A 24,557-nucleotide genomic window follows, 5' to 3' on the forward strand; every position below is an offset into this window, starting at 1 on the left:
CCCGGGATCATCTCCCGGGGACCTTCGGCATGTGTGAGGCTGTCTCCCATGCCCGTCGCCCAGGATCTGCGCCGGTTGCTGCGAGTCCGGGACTTCCGGCGCCTGCTCGGTGTCCGCCTGCTCTCCCAGGGCGCCGACGGTGTCTACCAGGTCGCCCTCGCCACGTACGTCGTCTTCTCCCCCGAGCGGCAGACCTCGGCCGCGGCGATCGCCTCGGCGATGGCGGTCCTGCTGCTCCCGTACTCCCTGGTCGGCCCCTTCGCCGGGGTCCTGCTGGACCGCTGGCGGCGCCGCCAGGTGTTCGTGTACGGCAACGCGCTGCGCGCCCTGCTGGCAGCGGCCACCGCTGTACTGATGGTCACCCGGGCACCCGGCTGGCTCTTCTACGCCTCCGCGCTGTGCGTCACGGCCGTCAACCGTTTCGTCCTCGCGGGCCTGTCCGCCGCGCTGCCGCGTGTGGTGGACGCCGAGCGTCTGGTGCTGGCCAATTCGCTGTCCCCGACCGCCGGGACACTCGCCGCGACCGCGGGCGGCGGGCTCGCCTTCCTCATCCGCATGGCGGGCCCGGACTCCGACGCCCCGGTGGTGCTGACGGGCGCGGTCCTCTATCTGTGCGCCGGACTCACCGCCCTGAGCCTGGCGCCCGACCGGCTCGGCCCCGACCGGGCGCCCGCTCACCCCCACCTGCGCGCAGCACTCGCGGACACCGCGCGCGATCTGTTCGCGGCCGTCCGGTACCTCGCGGCCCCCGCCCGCCGGGAAGCGGCCTGGGCGCTCACGTCGATGGCCCTGATGCGCTTCTGCTACGGAGCGCTGCTCGTCCTGCTGCTCATGCTGTGCCGGTACGGCCTCGCCACGACCCCGCGGGAGGGCCTCGGCCTGCTCGGACTGGCCCTGGCACTGTCGGGAGCGGGTTTCTTCGCGGCGGCCGTGATCACTCCCTGGGCGGCGGGGCGGCTCGGCCCGGGACGCTGGATCGCGGTGTGCGCGGGCGGTGCTGCGGTGCTGGAGCCGTCCCTGGGTCTCCCCTTCGCCGCGGTCCCCCTGATGATCGCGGCCTTCGTGCTGGGCCTGACCACTCAGGGCGCCAAGATCGCCACGGACACGATCGTGCAGGAGTCCGTCGAGGACGGCTTCCGGGGCCGGGTCTTCTCCGTCTACGACGTCCTCTTCAACATCGCCTTCGTCGGGGCCGCCGCAGTCGCGGCCCTGATACTCCCGGCGGACGGCCGCTCACCGGCGCTCGTGGTCATCGTCGCCTGCCTCTACGGCACGGTCGCCGTGACGATGTACCGCGCTCCCTGGCGCCCGGACGGCGTGAGGGGCGGTGTTTCACGTGAAACACCGCCCCTCCGCTGAACCCTGGTCCGTGTTTCACGTGAAACACGGAGCCTCGGCCGCCCTCAGCTCTGTCCGGCCCACCACTCCTTGAGCGACGCCACCGCTGCCTCGTGCTCCATCGGGCCGTTCTCCAGCCGCAGCTCCAGCAGGAACTTGTACGCCTGACCGATGACCGGGCCGGGACCGACACCCAGGATCTCCATGATCTGGTTGCCGTCGAGGTCCGGGCGGATCGCGTCCAGCTCCTCCTGCTCCTGAAGCTGGGCGATGCGCTCCTCCAGGCCGTCGTAGGCCCGGGACAGCGCGGCGGCCCTGCGCTTGTTCCGCGTGGTGCAGTCGGAGCGGGTCAGCTTGTGCAGGCGCTCCAGCAGGGGGCCCGCGTCACGGACGTAGCGGCGCACGGCCGAGTCCGTCCACTCGCCGGTGCCGTAGCCGTGGAAGCGCAGATGCAGCTCGACGAGCTGCGAGACGTCCTTGACCAGCTCGTTCGAGTACTTCAGAGCCGTCATGCGCTTCTTGGTCATCTTCGCGCCGACCACCTCGTGGTGGTGGAAGGAGACCCTGCCGTCCTTCTCGAAGCGGCGCGTGCGCGGCTTGCCGATGTCGTGCAGCAGGGCGGCCAGCCGCAGCGCGAGGTCGGGGCCGTTCTCCTCCAGGTCGATCGCCTGCTCCAGCACGATCAGCGTGTGGTCGTAGACGTCCTTGTGCCGGTGGTGCTCGTCACGCTCCAGGCGCAGCGCCGGCAGCTCGGGCAGCACGTGCCCGGCGAGACCGGTGTCGACCAGGAGGGTCAGCCCCTTGCGGGGGTGGGCGGAGAGGATCAGCTTGTTCAGCTCGTCCCGGACGCGTTCGGCCGAGACGATCTCGATGCGTCCGGCCATCTCCGTCATCGCGGCGATCACCCCGGGGTCCACCTCGAAGTCCAGCTGCGCGGCGAACCTGGCCGCCCGCATCATGCGCAGCGGGTCGTCCGAGAACGACTCCTCGGGCGTGCCGGGAGTGCGCAGCACCCGAGCCGCGAGGTCCTCCAGGCCGCCGTGCGGGTCGATGAACTCCTTCTCCGGCAGCGCGACGGCCATCGCGTTGACCGTGAAGTCGCGGCGGACCAGGTCCTCCTCGATGGAGTCGCCGTACGACACCTCGGGCTTGCGCGAGGTGCGGTCGTACGCCTCCGACCGGTAGGTGGTGATCTCGATCTGGAAGCGACGGTCGGTGTCGCCGACCCGGGCGTCCTTCTGCGCGCCGACCGTGCCGAACGCGATCCCGACCTCCCATACGGCGTCCGCCCAGGGCCGGACGATCCGCAGGACGTCCTCGGGGCGCGCGTCGGTGGTGAAGTCCAGGTCGTTCCCGAGCCGGCCGAGCAGCGCGTCACGGACCGAGCCGCCCACCAGGGCGAGCGAGAACCCGGCCTCCTTGAAACGGCGGGCCAGGTCGTCGGCGACGGGAGCCACCCGCAGCAGCTCGCTCACCGCGCGCTGCTGCACCTGGCTCAGGGCAGCGGGATTGTCTTCGTTGGGGTTCGGCACAACAGAAAAGGGTACGTGGCCCGCCCGACCGGGCGCGCCTCCTTAACCGGCGCCGACGCCGTCCGGCATACCGCACAAGGAGCATTTCTTGCGGCGTACGCCACTGCTCCGCTTGATAGTGGATATAGGGGACAGGCCGGAGCCGTACCCGATCTTGGGAAGCGGTCCGCGGCACTTCCCCTCAGCCGTCATCGTTACCATGCGGGGACGCACATTCCGACGACCACTGACGACGAGAGACGGGTTAGCGCGTGGCCGAGGCGGCAGACTTCCAGGGGACCAGTGCCTCACCTGCCCGCCGGTGGCTGCGGCGCACCGGGGCGCTGCTCGCGGGCGCGCCGCTGGTGGCCGGGCTGCTCCAGCTTTCCGCCGCGTCGCCCGCACAGGCCGCGTCATCGGGCTCGGTCTCGGTCGAGCTGGACTCGCTCAGCCCCAGCGCGCCGACGGACGGCGACACGGTGACCGTGACCGGCACCGTCACCAACAACGGCAAGCAGACCGTGACCGGCGCCCACGTCGGTCTGCGGGTGGGCCCGCTGTTGAACACGCGCTCGGCGGTCGACGCGATCGCCCGGCATCCGCACTCCCTCCAGGGCGGTACCGGAACCGAGGTCGACGGCAAGTACGCGGAGAAGTTCCCCAAGCTCATCCCCGGTATCGCCGAGCACTTCAGCATCTCCGTCCCGGTGGACAAGCTCGACCTCAAGGGCGACGGCGTCTACACGTTCGGGGTCGCCGTGTCCGGCCAGACCCCCGCACGGCCCTGGGACCAGATGCTCGGTGTCGAGCGGACCTTCCTGCCCTGGCAGCCGTCGGACGCCGACACCACGACCAGGACCACGTTCCTTTGGCCGCTGATCTCCTCCGTCCGCATGACCGCGCGAACCGGCGCGGGCGAGTCGCAGACCCCGGTCTTCCGCGACGACGAGCTGGCCAAGGAGATCGCGCCGGGCGGCCGGCTCGCGCAGATGGTGGAGCTGGGCAAGGGCCTCGACATCACCTGGGTGATCGACCCCGACCTGCTGGCCTCCGTGGAGGCCATGGCGAAGGGCTACCGGATCAACGCACCCGGCGGCACCACCACGCCCGGCCCCCGTGAGCACCAGGACATCGCCCGGCAGTGGCTGGCCAACCTTCAGAAGGCCGTCACGGGCAAGGAAGTCGTCGCGCTGCCCTTCGGCGACCCGGACCTGGCCTCGCTCGCCCACACCGGCACCAGCGTCACCGGCTCGCTCAGCCATCTGAAGGACGCGACCGATGTCGCCGCCACGACCGTGAAGACCGTGCTCCATGTCACGCCGAGCACCGACTTCGCCTGGCCCGTCGAGGGCGCCGTGGACCCGTCGATCATGAAGGTCGCCACCTCCGCGGGCGCCGACCGGGTGATCGCCCGCAGTGACAGCCTCCGAGAGAGCTCGGGACTGTCCTACACGCCGTCCGCCACCCGCCCGGTCGGCGGCGGCACCACGGCCGTGGTCGCCGACGCCCGGCTGTCCACGGCCTTCGAGGGCGATCTGACCAGGGCCGACACCTCCACGCTCGCCGTGCAGGAGTTCCTGGCCCAGAGCCTCGAGGTGAACGCGCAGACGGACAAGCAGCGCAGCATCGTGATCGCTCCTCAGCGGATGCCGACCGCGAGCCAGGCCCAGGCCATGGCGACGGCGCTGACGGCGCTCCAGGGCGGCACCTGGTCCGAGGCACAGGGGCTGAGCGCGGCGGCCAAGGCCAAGCCCGACCCCAACGCCACCACGCGCATTCCCTCCACGTCCGCCTACCCCGCCTCGCTGCGCAGGCAGGAGCTGCCGAAGTCGGCCTTCGAGCAGATCGCGCGCACGCAGGACAAGCTGGACAACTTCCAGGTGGTCCTCACGGACCAGTCCCGTGTGGTCACGCCGTTCGGGCGGGCCATAAACCGCGGGATGTCCACGTCGTGGCGGGGGCACCGCGCCAACGGTGACGCCTTCCGGGGCGGCGTGGAGAACTGGCTCGACGACCTGGCGGACCAGGTCAAACTGATCGACAAGTCGGAGACCAAGCTCTCCGGGCGCAGCGCGACCATCCCGGTCACCGTGCAGAACAACCTCGTGCAGCCCGTCGGCCACCTGTATCTGCGGCTCACCTCGACCATGCCGACCCGTCTGAAGATCGGCGGCAAGGCGTACTACGAGCAGCCCGTCGACGTCTCCGGCGGCCACAGCCAGTCCGTCAAGTTCACCACCTCGGCCAACGCCAACGGCCGCGTCGGAGTGATCGCGCAGCTGTACACCGAGGACGGCACGGAATACGGCGACCCCGTCAGCTTCGACGTGAAGGTCACCGAGGTCACGCCCACGGTGATGCTGGTCATCGGCGGCGGTGTGCTCCTGCTGGTGCTCGCCGGGTTCCGGATGTACACCCAGCGCAAGCGCGCGGCGGCCCGCCGGGCCGAGCAGGAGGACGCGGCCGAGGACGGCACGGAAGACGAGCCGGAGCAGCCCGGCATCCCCGATGACCGCCCCGCGACGGAGTCCGCCTCCCCTTCCGGGGCGGACGCGCCGGACCAGCCGAGTGACCCTGCACCGGACACCGCACCGGAAAGCGCCGACCCGTCCGGCACGGGTGAGAGAGTGGACCGTTGAGCGATGTCGTGGCCGGTGTGGCCCGGGACGATGAGGTGGGGTAACCATGAACGCGCCGTACGACGGTGACCGTGGCCAGGGCGCCGCCGGCTCGGGCCACCCCGAGACGTCGCCCGAGCCGGGCCAGGTGCCGCCGCAGCCCGCGACCGACATGTACCTCCAGGACGCCTACGACCGCGACCCCTACCGGGAGCGCGAGCTGTCCGCCCAGGACCCGGTCGCCGAGGCGCTCTACGACCGCGCCGCGCACCCGCCGCCCCCGCCGGGCAGCTACGAGCGGCAGCAGCCGCTGTACGCCCAGCCCTCGCAGTCGCCGTACGCGCCCGACCCCCGGGTGTGGGCCAACACCCCGGCGCCCGAGCCGGACGGCGACGCCACCCAGCATCTGCCGTACGGCGACAACCCGCGCACGACCCAGTTCGTGGGCGTGGACGACCTGGTCTCGCACTCGGGCGAGGAGTACCACGAGCCGGACGCCTTCGCGCATCTGCTGAAGGACCAGCAGCACGGCGGCGCCTCCGCGGCGAAGGGTGCGCGGACCGCCTCCGGGCCCTCGGCGCCGAGCCCCGCCGGACCGGGCGCTCCGCAGCCGCCCGCGCCCGGGAACCGCCTCCAGCCGCCCGCCCCGGTACCCGGGCCCTCGGGACCCGTGGAGACTTCCCCGGCCCCCGCCCCGGCCCCGGCCAAGAAGGGCGGCCTGCTCAGCTCCAGCGCCGTCATGGCGGCCGGCACGATGGTCTCCCGCCTCACCGGCTTCGTCCGCTCCGCGCTGATCGTCTCCGCGCTGGGCCTGGGCTTCCTCGGCGACTCCTTCCAGGTCGCCTATCAGCTGCCCACGATGATCTACATCCTCACCGTCGGCGGCGGTCTGAACTCCGTGTTCGTGCCCCAGCTGGTGCGGGCCATGAAGGAGGACGAGGACGGCGGCGAGGCGTTCGCCAACCGGCTGCTGACCCTTGTGATGGTGGCACTCGCCGTGCTCACGGGCGCCGCGCTGTTCGCCGCTCCGTTCCTGGTGCGCCTGCTGTCGGACTCGGTCGCGACCAACCCGGCGGCCAACGACGTGGCGGTCACCTTCACCCGCTACTTCCTGCCCTCGATCTTCTTCATGGGCATCCACGTGGTGATGGGTCAGATCCTCAACGCGCGCGGAAAGTTCGGCGCGATGATGTGGACCCCGGTGCTGAACAACATCGTCATCATCGTGACGCTCGGTACGTTCATCTGGGTCTACGGCAGCTCGGCCAACTCCCACATGACCGTCGCCAACATCCCGCCGGAGGGCCAGCGGCTGCTCGGCATCGGTGTGCTGCTCGGTCTCGTCGTGCAGGCACTGGCGATGATCCCCTACCTGCGGGAGACGGGCTTCCGGATCCGTCCGCGCTTCGACTGGAAGGGCCACGGCCTGGGCAAGGCCGCGATGCTCGCCAAGTGGACGGTCCTCTTCGTGCTCGCCAACCAGGCCGGCGCGATGATCGTGACCCAGCTGTCCACCGCCGCGGGCGAGGACTCGGACGCCAAGGGCACCGGCTTCGCCGCCTACGCCAACGCCCAGCTGATCTGGGGCCTGCCGCAGGCCATCATCACCGTGTCCCTGATGGCCGCGCTGCTTCCGCGCCTCTCCCGCTCGGCCGCCGAGGGCGACGCCGGCGCGGTCCGCGACGACATCTCGCAGGGCCTGCGGACGACGGCCGTGGCCATCGTGCCCATCGCCTTCGGCTTCCTGGCGCTCGGTATCCCGATGTGCACGCTGATCTTCGGCTCCTCGGGCACCGGCGCGGCCACCAACATGGGCTACATGCTGATGGCCTTCGGCCTCGGCCTGATCCCGTACTCGGTGCAGTACGTGGTTCTGCGCGCCTTCTACGCGTACGAGGACACCCGTACGCCCTTCTACAACACCGTCATCGTCGCGGTGGTCAACGCGGGCGCCTCGGTCCTCTGCTTCGTTCTGCTGCCGTCCCGCTGGGCGGTCGCGGGCATGGCGGCCGCGTACGGTCTCGCCTACGCCATCGGTGTCGGCGTCGCCTGGCGGCGGCTGCGCAAGCGCCTCGGCGGTGATCTGGACGGCTCCCGGGTGCTGCGGACCTACGCGCGGCTGGGCATCGCCTCGGTGCCGGCGGCCCTGCTCAGCGGTGCGGCCTGCTACGGCATCGGGCACACTCTGGGCCAGGGCGTGTTCGGTTCCTTCGTGGCGCTCGTGGTGGGTGGTGCGGTATTGCTTGGGATCTTCTTCGTCGCCGCGAGGAGGATGCGGATCGAAGAACTCAACTCGCTCGTGGGAATGGTCCGCGGGCGTCTGGGACGCTGAGGCGGGGTAGGCGCACAACCATCGTCCGTCGCCGCGTGTCGTGCATAGCGGCGGACTGTGGGCACAATTGTTTTCGGCGTCGCACAGCGTGCAACGGATGGGGAGGCAGGGACGACGGTGGCGGAACGGAGCACAGCTGCCGTCGACGTGGCAGACAACAGCGGCAAGCAGCCGCTGACCGCGAAGGCGGGCCAGTCCACGTCCGACGGGGTGGTCAAGAACCCGGAGCTGGACACGGACAGCGCCGAGGCACAGGGGAACAGCGGAACGGAGGCCACCGAAACGATTTCCGCACCCCTGGAACTGCACAGCGGTCACAAGCTCGCCAGACGCTACCGTCTCGAGGAGTGTGTCACCCGTCTGGACGGATTCAGCAGCTGGCGCGCGGTCGACGAGAAACTCCGTCGCGCCGTCGGCGTGCACATCCTCCCGGCCAAACACCCTCGGGCCCGTGCCGTCCTGGCCGCCGCCCGGGCCGCGGCCCTGCTGGGCGACCCCCGGTTCGTCCAGGTCCTCGACGCGGTCGAGGAGAACGACTTCGTCTATGTCGTGCACGAATGGCTGCCCGACGCCACCGAACTGACCGCGCTGCTCGCCACGGGACCGCTGGAGCCGCACGACGCCTACCAGATGGTCAGTCAGATCGCGTCCGCCATGGCCGCGGCGCACCGTGACGGCCTCGCCCATCTGCGGCTGAACCCCAACGCCGTGCTGCGCACCTCCACCGGACAGTGGCGCATCCGCGGGCTGGCCGTGAACGCCGCGCTGCGCGGCATCACCTCCGACACCCCACAGCGCACGGACACCGAGGCGATCGGCGCACTGCTGTACGCCGCGCTGACGCAGCGCTGGCCCTACGAGAGCGACGCCTACGGCCTCACCGGCCTGCCCAAGGACGTGGGCCTCGTCGCACCCGACCAGGTGCGCGCGGGCGTCCACCGGGGGCTCTCCGAGCTCGCGATGCGAGCCCTCGTCAACGACGGTGCCACCGCCTCCCGGCACGAGTCTCCGTGCACCACGCCGGAGGAACTGGTCAAGGCCATCGGCGAGATGCCCCGCATCCGCCCGCCGGAGCCCGCGTTCACGGCCCCGCCGGAGTATCAGCGCACCACGTACCAGCAGGGCACGTACGGGCGTCCTCCGGCCGGTCCCGGCGTCACCCAGCCGCTCGCGCCGCCGCCCCCTCCGCTGCAGAGCCGCACCGGCAAGGCACTGAAGTGGGCGGTCTCCGCCCTCCTCATCGCCGCGCTCGGTCTCGGCAGCTGGCAGTTGGCGGAGGCGTTGATGGGCCGGGGCGAGAAGCCGAAGGACACCGACAACACCCAGACGCAGGACAGCGGCGACAAGAACACGAACAAGGCGGCTCCGAAGCCGATAAAGATCCAGGGCGCCCAGGAGTTCGTCGCCAAGGGCGACGCCCAGCACCCCGGCGACGTCGGCACGACCTACGACGGCACCACGTCGACGTTCTGGCGGACCAGGTCCTTCAACGAAGGCCCCTCGATCGCGTCCTACAAGATCGGCGTGGGCATCATGTACGACCTCGGATCGGCCCAGAAACTCGACACGGCCACCATCGGGCTCCGCTACGGAGGCGACCACACCACGGTCGAGCTGTACGCGGCCGACTCGCTGACACCCCCGTCGCTTGATTCGATGAAGCGAATCGGACAAGTCACCACCTCGGGCACGACCGCTACGGTCAAGCCCGGCAAGCCGGTGAAGACTCGTTATGTGCTCGTGTGGCTGACCGCCATGCCGCAGTCCGGTTACGACGCGGCCGCCTACTCGAAGGCGGGCTACAAGCAGGCCATCACCGAAGTCGGATTCACGGGCTGACGTCTCGTCCGAGCCGGAGGGGGCAGATGGCGCAGGGCGCCGGATACGAGGAAGTGGACGACCAGGACCTGATCGCCCGGCACGTGGACGGCGACCCCGATGCCTTCGGCGAGCTCGTCCGGAGGCATCGGGACCGGCTCTGGGCCGTCGCCCTGCGGACGCTGGGGGACCGTGAGGAGGCCGCCGACGCGGTCCAGGACGCCCTGGTCTCCGCCTACCGGGCCGCACACACCTTCCGGGGGCAGTCGGCCGTCACGACCTGGCTGCACCGCATCACGGTGAACGCCTGCCTGGACCGCGCCCGCAAGACCGCCTCGCGGAAGACGGCTCCGGTGGACGACACCGAGCGGCTGGAGCAACTGCTGGAGCCGCACGAGTCCGCCTCCGCCCCGGCCGAACGGAACGACCTGCACCGGCAGCTCGTCCAGGCGCTCGGGACCCTCCCCCGGGAGCAGCGCGCCGCGCTGGTCCTGGTGGACATGCAGGGCTATCCGGTGGCCGAGGCCGCGCGCATCCTCGACGTTCCCACGGGGACGGTGAAGAGCCGTTGCGCCCGGGGGCGCGCCAGACTTCTTCCGCTGCTCACCCATCTGCGTCCCGATGCCCCGGGTGAGGGGAAAGAACCCGCGCCAGGACGGAACCGGGTGCACGGGGCATCCGTCCCACCTGCGACGGATTCTCCGGGTGACGGCTCACAGGACACAGGACCGAGCGATTCGGCCGTCGTGAAGGGCGGAGGTGGACGGGCATGACGTCCTCGACAGACACGGCCGGGCATCCGGACGTCACCGAGCTCTCCGACCTCACCGAGGGCATCCTGCCGCCGACCCGCAGCGCGGACCTCCGCCGACACCTGGAGGGGTGCGAGCCGTGCGCCGACGTCCAGGCGTCCCTGGAGGAGATCCGGGCGCTGCTGGGAAACATGCCGGAGCCCTCTCCGATGCCGCAGGACGTGGCGGACCGCATCGACGCCGCCCTGGCCATCGAAGCCCTCTCGCAAGCGACGACAGGGGCACTGACGGCCGTTCATGCGGGCACGGCGCAGCCCGCCTCGGAAGACCCGCAGCATGTTTCACGTGAAACCGAGAAGCAGGTTTCACGTGAAACATCGGTGCCGGACCGTCCCACCGGACGTCCGTCCGCCGCCACCGGGCCCGGACGCAAGGAGCGTGGCCGTAGCCGACGCAGGTCCGTCGCGCTCGGTGCGGTACTCACCGCCGCTGTGGTCGGAGCCGGTTCACTGCTCCTTCAGTCACTCGGCAGCGACTCCCCCGACACCACCGCTCAGACCAAGCCTGCCCCGGCCGTCACCACGTTTTCCGGGACCAGCGTGCAGAGCCAGGTGAAAGGTCTCCTCACCGCACAGAAGGGGCTTCAGCGGGGCACACAGCGTCCGCGTGAGGAGAGCGCGACGGCGTCCCCGGGCGGCCCGACACAGAGCGCGAACACCCTGATCCAGACCGCCGTCCCGGTGCCCTACTGCATCCGGCAGGCGGTGGACTCCCGCAACGATGTCCTCGCCGCCAAAACGGGCACCTACGCCGGGAAGAAGGCCTATCTGGTCGTGCTTCCCGACACCATGGACAGCACGCGCGTCCTGGTCTACGTCGTGGACGCCTCCTGCATCGTGCACCGGCCCGCCTCTTCCGGCGACGTGCTGCTGAAGCAGTCCCTCGCACGCAACTGAGCCACGCCAGAGGTCATTCGGCCCCCTGCGGTCATCCGGAGAGCTGCGGTCTCCCGGCGCTGCTTCCGTGTGCCCAGACAGCGGGGGAATGCGCGGCCCTTAGGATCGGTTGGGTGGGGTGAGAGCCCCGAAAGGGACTTTCACCGGTCGACTGACACAGACCAGAGACGAGGAAACAAGCCGTGAGCGACGTCCGTAACGTGATCATCATCGGCTCCGGGCCCGCAGGCTACACGGCGGCGCTCTACACCGCGCGCGCGTCCCTGAAGCCTCTGGTGTTCGAAGGCGCCGTCACCGCCGGTGGTGCGCTGATGAACACCACGGAGGTGGAGAACTACCCGGGCTTCCCCAGCGGCATCATGGGCCCCGACCTGATGGACAACATGCGGGCGCAGGCCGAGCGATTCGGCGCCGAGCTGATCCCGGACGACATCGTGTCCGTCGACCTGACCGGTGAGATCAAGACCGTCACCGACACCTCGGGCACGGTCCACCGTGCGAAGGCGGTCATCGTCGCCACCGGCTCGCAGCACCGCAAGCTCGCGCTGCCGAACGAGGACGCGCTCTCCGGCCGTGGCGTCTCCTGGTGCGCCACCTGTGACGGCTTCTTCTTCCGGGACCAGGACATCGCCGTGATCGGCGGCGGCGACACCGCGATGGAGGAGGCCACCTTCCTCTCGCGGTTCGCCAAGTCCGTGACGGTCGTCCACCGCCGTGACACCCTGCGTGCCTCCAAGGCGATGCAGGAGCGCGCCTTCAACGACCCGAAGATCAAGTTCGCCTGGGACAGCGAGGTCGTGGAGGTCCTCGGCGAGCAGAAGCTCACCGGTCTCAAGCTCCGTAACGTCAAGACGGGCGAGATCTCGGATCTGCCCGTCACGGGTCTGTTCATCGCCATCGGTCACGACCCGCGTACCGAGCTCTTCAAGGGCCAGCTGGACCTGGACGCCGAGGGCTACCTGAAGGTCGCCGCTCCCTCCACGCGGACCAATGTGCCCGGCGTTTTCGCCGCGGGTGACGTGGTCGACCACACCTACCGTCAGGCGATCACCGCGGCCGGCACCGGCTGTGCCTCCGCGCTGGACGCTGAGCGCTACCTGGCCGCGCTGCTGGACACCGACCAGGCCGAGCCCGAGAAGACCGCAGCCGTCTGACCTCCCCCCACCGTACGAGCAGAAATAAGGAGCCCGCTGTGGCCGGCAACCTGAAGACCGTGACTGATGACAACTTCGAGCAGGACGTGCTGAAGAGCGACAAGCCCGTCCTGGTGGACTTCTGGGCCGAGTGGTGCGGCCCCTGCCGCCAGATCGCTCCGTCCCTCGAGGCCATCGCCGCCGAGTACGGTGACAAGATCGAGGTCGTCAAGCTCAACATCGACCAGAACCCGAACACGGCCGCCAAGTACGGCGTCATGTCCATCCCGACCCTGAACGTCTACCAGGGTGGCGACGTCGTCAAGACGATCGTCGGCGCCAAGCCGAAGGCCATGCTCGTCCGCGACCTCGAAGAGTTCATCTCCGAGTGACGTTTCACGTGAAACATGAAGGGGCCGGTCCTCCCGAGGGCCGGCCCCTTCGTCCATTCCGCTACAGCGGCCGCAGCGCGGGCTCCTTCTGCACGGCACCCAGCAGCCGGTCGATGGCCATCTCCACGTCTTCCCTCCAGGACAGCGTCGAGCGCAGCTCCAGTCGCAGCCGAGGGTGCTGCGGATGCTGCCGTACCGTCTTGAAGCCGACCGCGAGGAGATGATCCACGGGGAGCAGACAGGCGGGCTCCTTCCAGCGGGTGTCGCCGAAGGCCTCGATCGCTTTGAAGCCGCGCCTCAGCAGATCCTTGGCGACCGCCTGGACCAGCGTCCTGCCGAGCCCCTGCCCCTGATAGCCGGGCAGCACGAACGCGGTGATGAGCTGTACGGCGTCGGGAGAGACCGGGCTGGTGGGGAAGGCCGCCGAGCGCGGCACATAGGCGGGCGGCGCGTAGAGCACGAAGCCCACCGGCACGTCGTCCACGTAGACCGTCCGGCCGCACGAGCCCCAGTCGAGCAGGACGGCGGAGATCCACGACTCCTTCTCGCCCGCTGCCGTGCCCGCCCTCACCGCGGCCTCTCCGCTCACGGGGTCCAGCTCCCAGAACACGCATGAGCGGCAGCGCTGGGGAAGGTCCTTGAGGTTGTCCAGCGTGAGCGGTACGAGCCGACGCCCCATGAAGGCTGTTCCTCGCTTCCTACGGCCGTGCATCGCGAGCGGCTGTCAGAGGGCTCCGTCTCCCGAGCAGCCCATCGGCGAATCCACCGACCGCTGCGCCCTACCCGTTCGCATCGTATCCACGATGCGATTCCCTCGATACCGGCTCAAAGCAAAGAGCGGACCGTGTTCCGGTACACACCGGACACGATCCGCTCTCGCGGTGCCGTCGGTCGGAACGGCGTGGATCAGGCGTCCTGGCCCTCGTCGTCCTGACCGTCTTCGTCCTGGAGACCCGTGGACAACAGGGGCCCTTCACCCGGGGCGAGCGTGCCGAGGATCCGCTCCAGGTCCTCGACCGAGGCGAACTCGACGGTGATCTTCCCCTTCTTCTGCCCGAGGTCCACCTTCACCCGGGTCTCGAAGCGGTCCGACAGCCGTGTGGCCAGATCGCTCAGCGCGGGGGACACCAGGGCCCCGGCACGCGGTCCCTTGGAACGCGCGGTCTTCTGCGGCCGCGAGCCCATCAGGGTCACGATCTCTTCCACCGCTCGCACCGACAGCCCCTCGGCCACGATCCGGTGCGCCAGCCGGTCCTGCTCCTCGGAGTCCTCGACGGACAGCAGCGCCCGCGCGTGACCGGCCGAGAGCACCCCGGCCGCGACCCGCTTCTGCACGGTCGGCGAGAGACGCAGCAGCCGGAGCGTGTTGGAGATCTGGGGGCGGGAGCGCCCGATCCGGTCGGCCAGCTGGTCGTGGGTGCAGTTGAAGTCCTTGAGCAGCTGATCGTAGGCGTGCGCCTCTTCGATCGGATTGAGCTGCGCGCGGTGCAGGTTCTCCAGCAGGGCGTCCAGGAGGAGCTTCTCGTCGTCCGTGGCGCGGACGATCGCCGGGATCGCCTCCAGGCCCGCCTTGCGGCTGGCCCGCCAGCGGCGCTCGCCCATGATCAGCTCATAGCGGTCCGCGCCCAGCTCCCGCACGACGACGGGCTGGAGAAGGCCGACCTCCTGGATGGAGGTCACCAGCTCGCGCAGCGCGTCCTCGTCGAAGATCTCGCGGGGCTGACGCGGGTTGGGCGTGATGGAGTCGAGCGGGATCTCCGCGAAGTACGCGCCCATCGGCGGCACGGGCAGCTCCGCCACCGGGCTCGCCGAGGAGTCCTCGAGTTCCTGGGCGGGCCCCGGGACGGTGGGCGTCTCGGCGGCGGTTCCACGGTCGGCCGTCAGCAGCGGAGCCGCAGCGGCGGACGCGGGCGCCCCGCTGCCCAGTGCGCTGGAGGCCAGGGTCTTCTCGGTCGGGGCAGCGGGGATCAGCGCGGCGAGACCGCGGCCCAGCCCCCTCCGTCGTTCGTTCACTGCGTCCCCTCCACCATGTTCCGGTCGTTCTGGGCGCCGACATGGGCCTGGGTCGGGTCGTAGCCGACTCCCGCACCCCTCAGCGCGATTTCCCGGGCCGCCTCAAGATAGGAGAGCGCCCCGCTCGAACCTGGATCGTAGGTCAGTACCGTCTGCCCGTAGCTGGGGGCCTCGGAGATACGGACCGAGCGCGGAATACTCGTCCGCAGTACCTCGTCGCCGAAGTGGGTGCGGACCTCTTCCGCGACCTGCGAGGCGAGACGCGTCCGGCCGTCGTACATCGTCAGCAGGATGGTCGACACATGCAGCGTCGGGTTGAGGTGACCCCGCACCAGATCGACGTTGCGCAGCAGCTGTCCCAGGCCCTCCAGCGCGTAGTACTCGCACTGGATGGGGATGAGGACCTCCTGGCCGGCGACGAGCGCATTGACCGTCAGCAGGCCCAGCGAGGGCGGGCAGTCGATGAGGACGTAGTCCAACGGCTGTTCGTACGCCTGGATCGCCCGCTGGAGTCGGCTCTCCCGCGCCACCAGGGACACCAACTCGATCTCCGCACCGGCGAGATCGATGGTGGCCGGGGCACAGAACAGACCCTCGACGTCCGGAACGGGCTGGACGACCTCGGAGAGCGGCCTGCTCTCCACCAAGACGTCGTAGATGGACGGCACTTCCGCGTGGTGGTCGATCCCCAGTGCCGTGGACGCGTTGCCCTGCGGGTCGAGGTCGACCACCAGGACGCGGGCACCGTGCAGTGCCAGGGAAGCAGCGAGGTTGACGGTGGTCGTCGTCTTTCCCACGCCTCCCTTCTGGTTGGCCACCACGATGAGGCGGGTCTGCTCCGGCCTCGGGAGGCCCTCTCCGGCGCGGCTGATGGCCTCCGCCGCTAGTTGGGCAGCGCGACCGATGGGAGTGTCGTCCATCGGGGGCGGTGTTTCACGTGAAACATCTGCCCCCATCGACTCGGTTCGGGGACCGGGGACCGGATCGGTCATCGGTCCCGCGATATTGGCGTCGGACCGCACGGATTCACTCTCCTCGACTTCAGGCTCGCAATGAACAGAGCCTCCCATGCCTTCGGTACCGCGAACCAGTGAGCCCTGGTCTTCTGTGGAGAAATCCACCTCTGTGGACACCTGCGGTACCTCTCCGAGTGAACCGAGCGGCTTCCGGTCCCGGGGTTCGGCCGCAGCGTGGCTGCGGCCGATGATGCCGTGCAGCAGTGAGCGACGTTTCACGTGAAACACGATGCTCCGCCACGGCGACCGGGTCCTCGCGACACTCCGGCCCGCCCGGGTTCGGCAGCTTGTGTGGAGTACGCCGGTCGTACGCCGCCCGCAAACGACAGATGGGGTGCACTCCGGGTCCAAGCCCGGGGCACACCCCATCCACCGCATCCTGGCTCAGCGGCGCCTGCGCGCCCGCGCCGCCTTGGCCCGCTTGGCCGCGAACCGTACGCCGCCGGGGCTCTCACCGACCTCCACCCGCACCACGGTGGACAGCGGGTCCACCACGCCCTCGCCCACCTGGAGAACAGAGGTCGAGACCGCGCCGAGCTTGGCGAGCGCGGTGGACGCCGCCTTCAGCTCCTCCTCAGCGGTGTCCCCCTTCAGCGCCAGCATCTCGCCGTACGGCCGCAGCAGCGGGATGCCCCAGGCGGCCAGGCGATCGAGCGGGGCCACGGCACGCGCCGTCACCACGTGCACCGGCTGCACCTTGCCCAGCATCTCCTCGGCCCGCCCGCGCACCACCGTCACATGGTCGAGGCCCAGCAGCTCCACGACCTCGGTGAGGAAGGTGGTGCGCCGCAGCAGCGGCTCCAGCAACGTGATGTTGAGGTCGTCCCGCACCAGGGCCAGCGGGATACCCGGCAGACCCGCGCCCGAGCCGACGTCGCAGACCGTCACCCCCTCGGGAACGGCCTCGGAGAGCACCGCGCAGTTCAGCAGATGGCGCTCCCACAGCCGGGGCACCTCCCGGGGACCGATCAGACCGCGCTGCACACCTGCCTCGGCCAGCAGCTCCGCATAGCGCACCGCGTCGTCGAAACGATCGCCAAATACTTCCCGCGCCTGTTCGGGCGCGGGGGGAAGCTCCGCTGCCTCCGTCACGGGGACCGTCCTTCCGTACAGCGCCGGCACATCCCGCACCGGCCACCAGAACTACAGGCTGACAAAGTTCGGCCCCGTCTGCGCCTCAGACGCAACAGACGGGGCCGGTGGAACAGGGGCCGATCAGGCGGGCAGCACGACGACGAACCGCTGCGGCTCCTCGCCCTCGGACTCGCTGCGCAGTCCCGCGCCCTTGATCGCGTCGTGCACGACCTTGCGCTCGAAGGGGGTCATCGGCTTGAGCTTCACGGGCTCGCCCGAGCTCTTGACCTCGGCGGCCGCCTTCGCGCCCAGCTCGGCCAGCTCGGCGCGCTTCTTGGCCCGGTAGCCCCCGATGTCGAGCATCAGCCGGCTACGGTCACCGGTCTCCCGGTGCACGGCCAGACGCGTCAGCTCCTGCAGCGCCTCCAGCACCTCGCCGTCCCGGCCGACCAGCTTCTGGAGGTCGCGGCCACTGGCGTCGCTGATGATCGAAACGGAGGCGCGATCGGCCTCGACGTCCATGTCGATGTCGCCGTCGAGGTCCGCGATGTCGAGCAGACCCTCCAGGTAGTCCGCGGCGATCTCACCCTCCTGCTCCAGGCGGGTCAGGGTGTCCGCACCCTCGGCAGCGGCAGAGGTGGTGGTGCCTTCCGTCACGGGATGGGCTCCTTCTTACTTCTTGGACGGGGACTTGGGCCGCTGCGGACCACCCTTGCTCTGCCCGGACTGGGCCTTGCTGCGGGTGCCGGAACCGGACTTCTGGGGCTGCTTGGCAGCGGCGGGCTTGGCGTCCTGAGGCTCGTCGGACTTCTCGAGCGAAGTGGTCGCGGTGGCGTCGTCCGACGGCTTGGTGCCGGACTGGTGGCGCTGCGCCTTGCTCTGCCGCTTGGGCTGCTGGCGCCGGGCGGGGGCGGTGGTGGCCGCCGTACCGTCCTCGGTCTCGGCCACGGCCTGGGCCTCGCTCTTGACCACGGAGCCGTCGGCCTGGGCGGCCAGACCGGCCTTGCTCAGCGCGTTGATGAACTTCCGCTCGGCCTCGTTGCGGTCGCGGCCCTTGGCGACGATCGCCTTGACGATCGTGCGCTCGCTGCGACGGCGGACCTTGCCGTGGTGCGTGACGTGCTTGGTCAGACGCTCCAGGTACGAGGCCTGAGCCTTGGAGCCCGGGTTCGGGTTGTTGCGGATGACGTACATCTGCTGGCCCATGGTCCACACGTTGGTGGTCAGCCAGTAGACGAGAACACCGACCGGGAAGTTGATACCGAAGACGGCGAACATGATCGGGAAGACGTACATCAGCATCTTCTGCTGCTGCATGAACGGCGTCTTCACCGTCGTGTCGACGTTCTTGGTCATCAGCTGGCGCTGCGTGTAGAACTGCGACGCCGACATCAGGATGATCATGATCGCCGTGACGACCCGCACATCGGTGACGGAGGCGTGCATCGCCGCGATGGTGTCGGCGCTGTCCTTGAACTTCGCCGCGAGCGGGGCGCCGAAGATGTGCGCCTTACGGGCGCTCTCCAGCAGCGAGGTGTTGATGACACCGATGGTCTTGCCCGACGCGATGCCGTTGAGCACGTGGTACAAGGCGAAGAAGAAGGGAGACTGCGCCAGGATGGGAAGGCACGAGGAGAGCGGGTTGGTGCCCGACTCCTTGTACAGCTTCATCATCTCTTCGGACTGACGCTGCTTGTCGTTCTTGTAGCGCTCCTGGATCTTCTTCATCTCAGGCTGGAGCGTCTGCATCGCGCGCGTCGCCTTGATCTGCTTCACGAAGAGCGGGATCAGGCAGATGCGGATGAGAATCACCAGGGACACGATGGACAGGCCCCAGGCCCAGCCCGTGTCAGGGCCGAAGATCGCCCCGTACACCGTGTGGAACTGGACGATGACCCAGGAGACGGGTGTCGTGATGAAGCTGAAGAAGCTGGCAATCGTGTCCACTAATCATGCTCCTTGGGCATGGGACGAGGTCTCTGCGGCCGGGCTCGAAGGAGGCTCGGATAGCTTCGCCTCGGTGGCCGGTTCGGCGGCGGAGGTTCCGCCCCTGCGTGTGCGCCAGGCGTCGCGCAGCATTTCGTGCCACCGCGGACGCTTGCGCTGCGGAACATGGTCCACACCACCCAGCGACCACGGATTGCACCGGAGGATGCGCCAGGCGGTCAGGGCCGTTCCCTTGATCGCACCATGCCGGTCGATGGCCGTGTAGCCGTAATGAGAGCACGACGGGTAGTACTTGCACACCGGCCCCAGAAGTGGACTGATCGTCCACTGGTACAACTTGATCAGGGCCAGCAGTGGGTACTTCATCGCGCGCCCCCTCCCAGCAGCCGCTGAAGGGCGGCATCCAGGTCTCGGGCCAGCTGTGCGTGTTCCACGTCGCCCGATCCGGGCAGCGCTCGTACGACTACCAGGCTACCGGGGGGAAACAGGGCAACTCGGTCACGCATCAGGTGACGCAGTCTGCGCTTCACTTTGTTGCGCACGACCGCGCCACCCACAGCCTTGCTCACGACGAAACCCGCACGCGTCGGGGGAGCGCTCTCCCCAGGCGCGTGCGGGTCCGTGGCACCGCTACGAAAGTGGACGACGAGAGTCGGGCGGCCTGCCCGGCGTCCTCGCCGTACCGCGGTCGCGAAGTCCTCGCGCCGCCTCAGCCGGTGGTCGGTGGGCAGCACGACGTCACGACCTGGTCAGGATCAGGCGGACAGGGCGGCGCGACCCTTGCTGCGGCGGTTCGCCAGAATCGCGCGGCCGGCACGGGTGCGCATCCGCAGGCGGAAGCCGTGGGTCTTCGCGCGACGACGGTTGTTCGGCTGGAAGGTGCGCTTGCTCACTCGGGGGCTCCAGAAAGAATCGGTAGTTGGCGGGGTGCCGTCCTGGCTGTCACCGTGCGCCCACGAGTAGCTCGCGTCACGCCCGTGTGCACCGCTTCCCGATCACCTGTAGCGATCTGTGCCCATCGGAGGCAGGCGGCAGCAGCCATCGACAACTCGACCTGGTTACGGTACGCGCGGCTACGCCATCCGGTCAAACCGACGCCCACCGAGGGACACTGTCCACAGGCTGGGGACAACAACTTGAACCCTACCCGCCACGCTGACTACCGTGGCTGGACTCCGATTCGTTCCCTTATCCCCGCCCGAGCGGGATTGCCCGGCCCATCCACCCGATTTTCATCCCGACCCATCCCACAACCACACGTTCGTGGGATCTGCGAGAGAGCGTGCCCTGTGGCTGACGTACCTGCCGATCTTGCCGCAGTGTGGCCACGCGTACTGGAGCAGCTCCTCGGCGAAGGTCCGGGACAGCGTGTGGACGCCAAGGACGAGCACTGGCTCCGGCGCTGCCAGCCGCTCGCCCTGGTCGCGGACACCGCCCTGCTCGCCGTGCCGAACGAATTCGCCAAGCGCGCCTTCGAGGACCGGCTCGCCCCCGTCGTCAGCGAGACGCTCAGCCGGGAGTGCGGCCGCCCCATCCGTACCGCGATCACCGTGGACGACTCCGCGGGCAGCCGCCCCGCGCCCGCCGCCCCCAAGCCGCAGCCCCCGCACGAGAGCGCGGACCGGCCCCGCTACGAGGAGCCGGAGCTGCCCTCCGCCCCGTACGAGGGCTACGGCCGCCACCGCGCCGACGACCAGCAGCTCCCCGACGACGGCCCGGCCTCCCGCGCGGAGCGCCCGGCGGCCGACCAGCTCCCCACGGTCCGCCCCGCCTACCCGGCCGAGTACCAGCGCCCGCAGCCGGGCGCCTGGCCGCGCTCCGGACAGGACGACTACGGCTGGCAGCAGCCCCGCCTCGGCTTCCCCGAGCGCGACCCGTACGCCTCGCCGTCCTCGCAGGACTCCTACGGCGGCTCCGGACGCGACACCTACGGGACCTCGCCCGAATACCGCGCGGGCCGCGAGCGCCCCGGTTACGAGCAGCGCCCCGACTACGAGACCTCCCGCACCGAGTACGACCAGCGCGACCCGGTCCGCCGCGAGCTCCCCGAGACCCCGTCAGGCGGCGGCGCGCACCGGGGCGGACCCGCGCTGCCCGCCGCCGGAACCGGCCGGAGCGGCTCGTCCGGCGGCTCCTCGACGCCGTCGGCCGGCGGCCCGGGCGAGCCGACCGCGCGGCTCAACCCCAAGTACCTCTTCGACACGTTCGTCATCGGCGCCTCCAACCGCTTCGCGCACGCGGCCGCGGTGGCCGTCGCCGAGGCGCCGGCCAAGGCCTACAACCCCCTCTTCATCTATGGGGAGTCGGGCCTCGGCAAGACCCATCTGCTGCACGCCATCGGGCACTACGCCCGCAGCCTCTACCCGGGCACCCGCGTGCGGTACGTGAGCTCCGAGGAGTTCACCAACGAGTTCATCAACTCCATCCGCGACGGCAAGGGCGACAGCTTCCGCAAGCGCTACCGCGAGATGGACATCCTGCTCGTGGACGACATCCAGTTCCTCGCGGACAAGGAGTCGACGCAGGAGGAGTTCTTCCACACCTTCAACACGCTCCACAACGCCAACAAGCAGATCGTGCTGTCCTCCGACCGGCCGCCCAAGCAGCTGGTGACGCTGGAGGACCGGCTGCGCAACCGCTTCGAGTGGGGCCTGATCACCGACGTCCAGCCGCCCGAGCTGGAGACCCGCATCGCGATCCTGCGCAAGAAGGCGGTCCAGGAGCAGCTCAACGCCCCGCCGGAGGTGCTGGAGTTCATCGCCTCCCGGATCTCGCGGAACATCCGTGAGCTGGAGGGCGCGCTGATCCGGGTGACGGCGTTCGCCTCCCTCAACCGGCAGCCGGTCGACCTCGGGCTGACGGAGATCGTCCTCAAGGACCTGATCCCCGGCGGCGAGGACTCGGCGCCCGAGATCACGGCCACGGACATCATGGCGGCCACCGCCACCTACTTCGGGCTGACCGTGGACGACCTGTGCGGCACCTCGCGCGGCCGCGCGCTGGTCACCGCACGGCAGATCGCCATGTACCTGTGCCGCGAGCTGACCGACCTGTCCCTGCCGAAGATCGGCGCGCAGTTCGGCGGCCGCGACCACACGACCGTCATGCACGCAGACCGCAAGATCCGCGCGCTGATGGCCGAACGGCGCTCGATCTACAACCAGGTGACCGAGCTGACGAACCGCATCAAGGCCGGCTGAGGCCACCCGCCTGTCGGTCGTACCGCACCGGCCGCGTGAGCGCCCCTGGGGGATCCCGGGGGCGCTTTCCTGTGCCGCCGGACCCGCCGGACCGGCCCCGGCCGCTCAGCCCGTCCAGCCCGCCCAAGCGCCTACGAGCCCCCCGCCGCATCCAGGACCAGGGGCTCGACCGCGCCGCCCACAACCCTGTGGAAGCGCCCCCGTTGCGAGCTCCAGGGGCACGATCCGGGGTCTCCGAAACCCCTTCAGACCCCCGGCCGAGCCTCGTTCGCCCCTCCCGCGACCCCTCCGCCCCCACCCCGCTCAGGCACCCCACCGCCCCCGGGTGTTCGATTGGCCCCCGGGTTACGGCCTTCGTCCACAGATTCGGCGACTTTCTTCCGTCCACACCCTGGGGACTGGGAAGTTGTCCCAAGCTGTGTCCACAGGGCAGCAAGGGAGGGGACGTCCATGCAGCTCAGAGGCCTGTGGATTCGTGGACGAACGATCTCCACAGGCTGTGGAAAACGCCCCGGCCCCCAGGGTGTGGAAAAGGTTGTCCACCGAGAACCCACAGGCTGGGGGCCGTTTTCCCCAGCGATCGGGCCCTTCTCCACATGGCTGTCCACTGTTCGGCAACCCCTCGGCCCCGATCGCCGCATCGAGTGAAAGCCGTCACACGAAGCTGCCGGGTTGGGCTGTGGGAAACGTGGGTAAACCTGGGGACGCAGCTGGGGAGAACTCGGCCCTCCCTGGGGACGGTGTGTGCAGAACTTTCTGTTCTCCACAGAAACCCCGAGTTATCCACGGGCTTCACCCACAGGCCCGGTGGATAAAATTGTGGCTCTGAGCTGGGCAAACGAGGTTATCCACGGTATCCACAGGCCCTACTACTACTCCCAACTAGAGAGAGCCTGGAAACCGTTTTGAAGCGGGGGCTGTGCACAACTCGCCCTCGATGGCCCGACCGCCCCTCGGTCCGACTTGACCCCGACCGGCACCTGATGTCAGCGCGGTACGTCAGACTGGTCCCCGGTGTCCTTCCCCTCGTGATGGGCGGCGACGCCGAGTCGGAGGACTCAGAAGCAACAGCAGGAGGCGGCTTACGGTGAAGATCCGGGTGGAACGCGACGTACTCGCGGAGGCAGTGGCGTGGGCGGCACGCAGCCTCCCGGCCCGTCCGCCGGCGCCTGTCCTCGCCGGCCTGCTGCTCAAGGCCGAGGACGGCCAGCTGAGCCTGTCGAGCTTCGACTACGAGGTCTCCGCCCGTGTCGGCGTCGAGGCCGAGGTCGACGAGGAGGGCACCGTCCTCGTCTCCGGCCGCCTGCTGGCCGACATCTGCCGCGCGCTGCCCAACCGCCCCGTGGAGATCTCCACCGACGGAGTGCGGGCGACCGTGGTCTGCGGCTCCTCGCGCTTCACCCTCCATACCCTGCCCGTGGAGGAGTACCCGGCGCTGCCGCAGATGCCGACCGCCACCGGCACCGTCCCCGGTGAGGTCTTCGCGGCCGCCGCGTCCCAGGTGGCCATCGCCGCCGGGCGTGACGACACGCTGCCCGTCCTCACCGGTGTACGGATCGAGATCGAGGGCGACACCGTCACCCTCGCCTCCACCGACCGCTACCGCTTCGCCGTCCGCGAGTTCCTGTGGAAGCCGGAGAACCCGGACGCCTCCGCGGTCGCCCTGGTCCCGGCCAAGACGCTGCTGGACACCGCCAAGTCCCTCGGCGCCGGTGACAGCGTCACGCTGGCGCTGTCGGGCTCCGGTGCGGGCGAGGGCCTGATCGGCTTCGAGGGCGCGGGCCGTCGTACGACCACGCGTCTGCTCGAGGGCGACCTGCCGAAGTACCGGACGCTCTTCCCGACCGAGTTCAACTCCGTCGCCGTGATCGAGACCGCGCCGTTCGTCGAGGCCGTCAAGCGTGTGGCGCTGGTGGCCGAGCGGAACACGCCGGTGCGGCTGAGCTTCGAGCAGGGTGTGCTGACGCTCGAGGCGGGGTCCAGTGACGACGCACAGGCTGTGGAGCGGGTCGAGGCGGCGCTGGAGGGCGACGACATCTCGATCGCCTTCAACCCGACGTTCCTGCTGGACGGGTTGAGCGCGATCGACTCTCCGGTGGCGCAGTTGTCGTTCACCACGTCGACCAAGCCTGCGCTGCTGAGCGGTAAGCCTGCGGTGGATGCCGAGGCCGACGGGGCGTACAAGTACCTCATCATGCCGGTGCGGTTGAGCGGCTGACGTTCTCCACAGGTGTGGACAGTGCCGGGTGCCTCTTGTGGTGCCCGGCACTGTCGCTGGGCGGGGGTGGGGACGCTTGCGGCGCTGGCGCGGTGCCGCTGCGCCCACCCGTGCCGCCCCAGCGGCACAGCTGCCCGCAGCGGCGGCGGGATTGGCGACTGCCCGCAGCGACGACTGCGGGGGAACGTTTGAGCGGGTATGCCCACAGCTGTGCAGGTCAGGGCGGGGCTAGGCTCTGG

20 protein-coding genes are annotated in these 24,557 nt (G+C 69.7%); 10 read left to right on the forward strand and 10 right to left on the reverse strand.

The window, feature by feature from the left end; genetic code table 11:
* Nucleotides 1-48: 48 nt before the first annotated feature.
* Nucleotides 49-1,359: an MFS transporter gene (locus tag AB0E91_RS09945; protein WP_361777914.1), complete on the forward strand. Its 1,311-nt coding sequence runs from the start codon at nt 49-51 to the stop codon at nt 1,357-1,359.
* A 44-nt stretch (nt 1,360-1,403) separates the two neighbouring features.
* Here AB0E91_RS09945 and AB0E91_RS09950 read toward each other — a convergent pair whose 3' ends face one another.
* Nucleotides 1,404-2,870 (reverse strand): CCA tRNA nucleotidyltransferase, encoded by a 1,467-nt coding sequence (locus AB0E91_RS09950; protein WP_361777917.1) that lies wholly within the window; start codon nt 2,868-2,870, stop codon nt 1,404-1,406.
* A 251-nt stretch (nt 2,871-3,121) separates the two neighbouring features.
* Here AB0E91_RS09950 and AB0E91_RS09955 point away from each other — a divergent pair, with 251 nt between their 5' ends.
* From AB0E91_RS09955 to trxA, 7 genes are all read left to right on the forward strand, one after another.
* Nucleotides 3,122-5,488, forward strand: coding sequence for a DUF6049 family protein (locus tag AB0E91_RS09955; protein WP_361777920.1), 2,367 nt, complete (start codon nt 3,122-3,124; stop codon nt 5,486-5,488).
* 46 nt (nt 5,489-5,534) lie between these two features.
* A complete protein-coding gene (murJ, locus tag AB0E91_RS09960; protein WP_361777923.1) occupies nt 5,535-7,799 on the forward strand; it encodes a murein biosynthesis integral membrane protein MurJ in 2,265 nt (754 codons plus the stop codon).
* Nucleotides 7,800-7,916: 117 nt separating this feature from the next.
* Nucleotides 7,917-9,638: a protein kinase family protein gene (locus tag AB0E91_RS09965; protein WP_361777926.1), complete on the forward strand. Its 1,722-nt coding sequence runs from the start codon at nt 7,917-7,919 to the stop codon at nt 9,636-9,638.
* 26 nt (nt 9,639-9,664) lie between these two features.
* Nucleotides 9,665-10,390, forward strand: coding sequence for an RNA polymerase sigma factor SigM (gene sigM, locus AB0E91_RS09970; RefSeq protein WP_361777929.1), 726 nt, complete (start codon nt 9,665-9,667; stop codon nt 10,388-10,390).
* Nucleotides 10,387-11,325 (forward strand): anti-sigma factor, encoded by a 939-nt coding sequence (locus AB0E91_RS09975; RefSeq protein WP_361777932.1) that lies wholly within the window; start codon nt 10,387-10,389, stop codon nt 11,323-11,325. The genes sigM and AB0E91_RS09975 overlap by 4 nt, the downstream gene beginning before the upstream one ends.
* 182 nt (nt 11,326-11,507) lie before the next feature.
* Nucleotides 11,508-12,479 (forward strand): thioredoxin-disulfide reductase, encoded by a 972-nt coding sequence (gene trxB / locus AB0E91_RS09980; RefSeq protein ID WP_361777935.1) that lies wholly within the window; start codon nt 11,508-11,510, stop codon nt 12,477-12,479.
* Between the two features lie 38 nt (nt 12,480-12,517).
* A complete protein-coding gene (trxA, locus tag AB0E91_RS09985) occupies nt 12,518-12,850 on the forward strand; it encodes a thioredoxin (protein WP_361777938.1) in 333 nt (110 codons plus the stop codon).
* 61 nt (nt 12,851-12,911) lie between these two features.
* Here the strand turns inward: trxA and AB0E91_RS09990 are convergent, their stop codons facing one another.
* From AB0E91_RS09990 to rpmH, 9 genes are all read right to left on the reverse strand, one after another.
* Nucleotides 12,912-13,529: a GNAT family N-acetyltransferase gene (locus AB0E91_RS09990; RefSeq protein ID WP_361777941.1), complete on the reverse strand. Its 618-nt coding sequence runs from the start codon at nt 13,527-13,529 to the stop codon at nt 12,912-12,914.
* A gap of 227 nt (nt 13,530-13,756) precedes the next feature.
* Complete coding sequence (locus tag AB0E91_RS09995; protein WP_361777944.1) at nt 13,757-14,863, reverse strand: ParB/RepB/Spo0J family partition protein; 1,107 nt, start codon at nt 14,861-14,863, stop codon at nt 13,757-13,759.
* Nucleotides 14,860-15,933 (reverse strand): ParA family protein, encoded by a 1,074-nt coding sequence (locus AB0E91_RS10000; RefSeq protein WP_361777947.1) that lies wholly within the window; start codon nt 15,931-15,933, stop codon nt 14,860-14,862. Before AB0E91_RS10000 ends, AB0E91_RS09995 begins: the two co-directional genes overlap by 4 nt.
* 330 nt (nt 15,934-16,263) lie before the next feature.
* Nucleotides 16,264-16,971, reverse strand: a complete 708-nt coding sequence (rsmG, locus tag AB0E91_RS10005) for a 16S rRNA (guanine(527)-N(7))-methyltransferase RsmG (RefSeq protein WP_361777949.1) — start codon at nt 16,969-16,971, stop codon at nt 16,264-16,266.
* 123 nt (nt 16,972-17,094) lie between these two features.
* Nucleotides 17,095-17,610, reverse strand: a complete 516-nt coding sequence (locus AB0E91_RS10010) for a R3H domain-containing nucleic acid-binding protein (protein ID WP_361777951.1) — start codon at nt 17,608-17,610, stop codon at nt 17,095-17,097.
* 15 nt (nt 17,611-17,625) lie between these two features.
* Nucleotides 17,626-18,900: a membrane protein insertase YidC gene (yidC, locus tag AB0E91_RS10015; protein WP_361777954.1), complete on the reverse strand. Its 1,275-nt coding sequence runs from the start codon at nt 18,898-18,900 to the stop codon at nt 17,626-17,628.
* 3 nt (nt 18,901-18,903) lie between these two features.
* Complete coding sequence (yidD, locus tag AB0E91_RS10020; protein WP_361777957.1) at nt 18,904-19,266, reverse strand: membrane protein insertion efficiency factor YidD; 363 nt, start codon at nt 19,264-19,266, stop codon at nt 18,904-18,906.
* The gene (gene rnpA, locus AB0E91_RS10025; RefSeq protein ID WP_361777960.1) at nt 19,263-19,634 is read right to left on the reverse strand and encodes a ribonuclease P protein component; all 372 of its coding nucleotides are present in this window, start codon (nt 19,632-19,634) and stop codon (nt 19,263-19,265) included. Before rnpA ends, yidD begins: the two co-directional genes overlap by 4 nt.
* 21 nt (nt 19,635-19,655) lie before the next feature.
* Complete coding sequence (gene rpmH / locus AB0E91_RS10030; protein ID WP_018547628.1) at nt 19,656-19,793, reverse strand: 50S ribosomal protein L34; 138 nt, start codon at nt 19,791-19,793, stop codon at nt 19,656-19,658.
* A gap of 396 nt (nt 19,794-20,189) precedes the next feature.
* Here rpmH and dnaA point away from each other — a divergent pair, with 396 nt between their 5' ends.
* The gene (gene dnaA / locus AB0E91_RS10035; protein WP_361777963.1) at nt 20,190-22,100 is read left to right on the forward strand and encodes a chromosomal replication initiator protein DnaA; all 1,911 of its coding nucleotides are present in this window, start codon (nt 20,190-20,192) and stop codon (nt 22,098-22,100) included.
* A gap of 1,087 nt (nt 22,101-23,187) precedes the next feature.
* Nucleotides 23,188-24,318 carry a DNA polymerase III subunit beta gene (dnaN, locus tag AB0E91_RS10040; protein ID WP_018547630.1) on the forward strand — a complete coding sequence of 377 codons (1,131 nt, stop codon included), beginning with the start codon at nt 23,188-23,190 and terminating at the stop codon, nt 24,316-24,318.
* Nucleotides 24,319-24,557: the final 239 nt, after the last annotated feature.

The organism is Streptomyces sp. NPDC026659 (assembly GCF_040638245.1).
In the GTDB taxonomy this organism is placed as follows: Bacteria; Actinomycetota; Actinomycetes; order Streptomycetales; family Streptomycetaceae; genus Streptomyces.

Bases quoted from the DNA above. Each gene is read 5' to 3' on its own strand.
- AB0E91_RS09990 (WP_361777941.1), bottom strand. From the start codon at position 13,529: ATGGGGCGTCGGCTCGTACCGCTCACGCTGGACAACCTCAAGGACCTT.
- AB0E91_RS09975 (WP_361777932.1), top strand. From the start codon at position 10,387: ATGACGTCCTCGACAGACACGGCCGGGCATCCGGACGTCACCGAGCTC.
- AB0E91_RS10000 (WP_361777947.1), bottom strand. From the start codon at position 15,933: ATGGGAGGCTCTGTTCATTGCGAGCCTGAAGTCGAGGAGAGTGAATCC.
- AB0E91_RS09945 (WP_361777914.1), top strand. From the start codon at position 49: ATGCCCGTCGCCCAGGATCTGCGCCGGTTGCTGCGAGTCCGGGACTTC.
- yidD (WP_361777957.1), bottom strand. From the start codon at position 19,266: ATGAAGTACCCACTGCTGGCCCTGATCAAGTTGTACCAGTGGACGATC.
- sigM (WP_361777929.1), top strand. From the start codon at position 9,665: ATGGCGCAGGGCGCCGGATACGAGGAAGTGGACGACCAGGACCTGATC.
- murJ (WP_361777923.1), top strand. From the start codon at position 5,535: ATGAACGCGCCGTACGACGGTGACCGTGGCCAGGGCGCCGCCGGCTCG.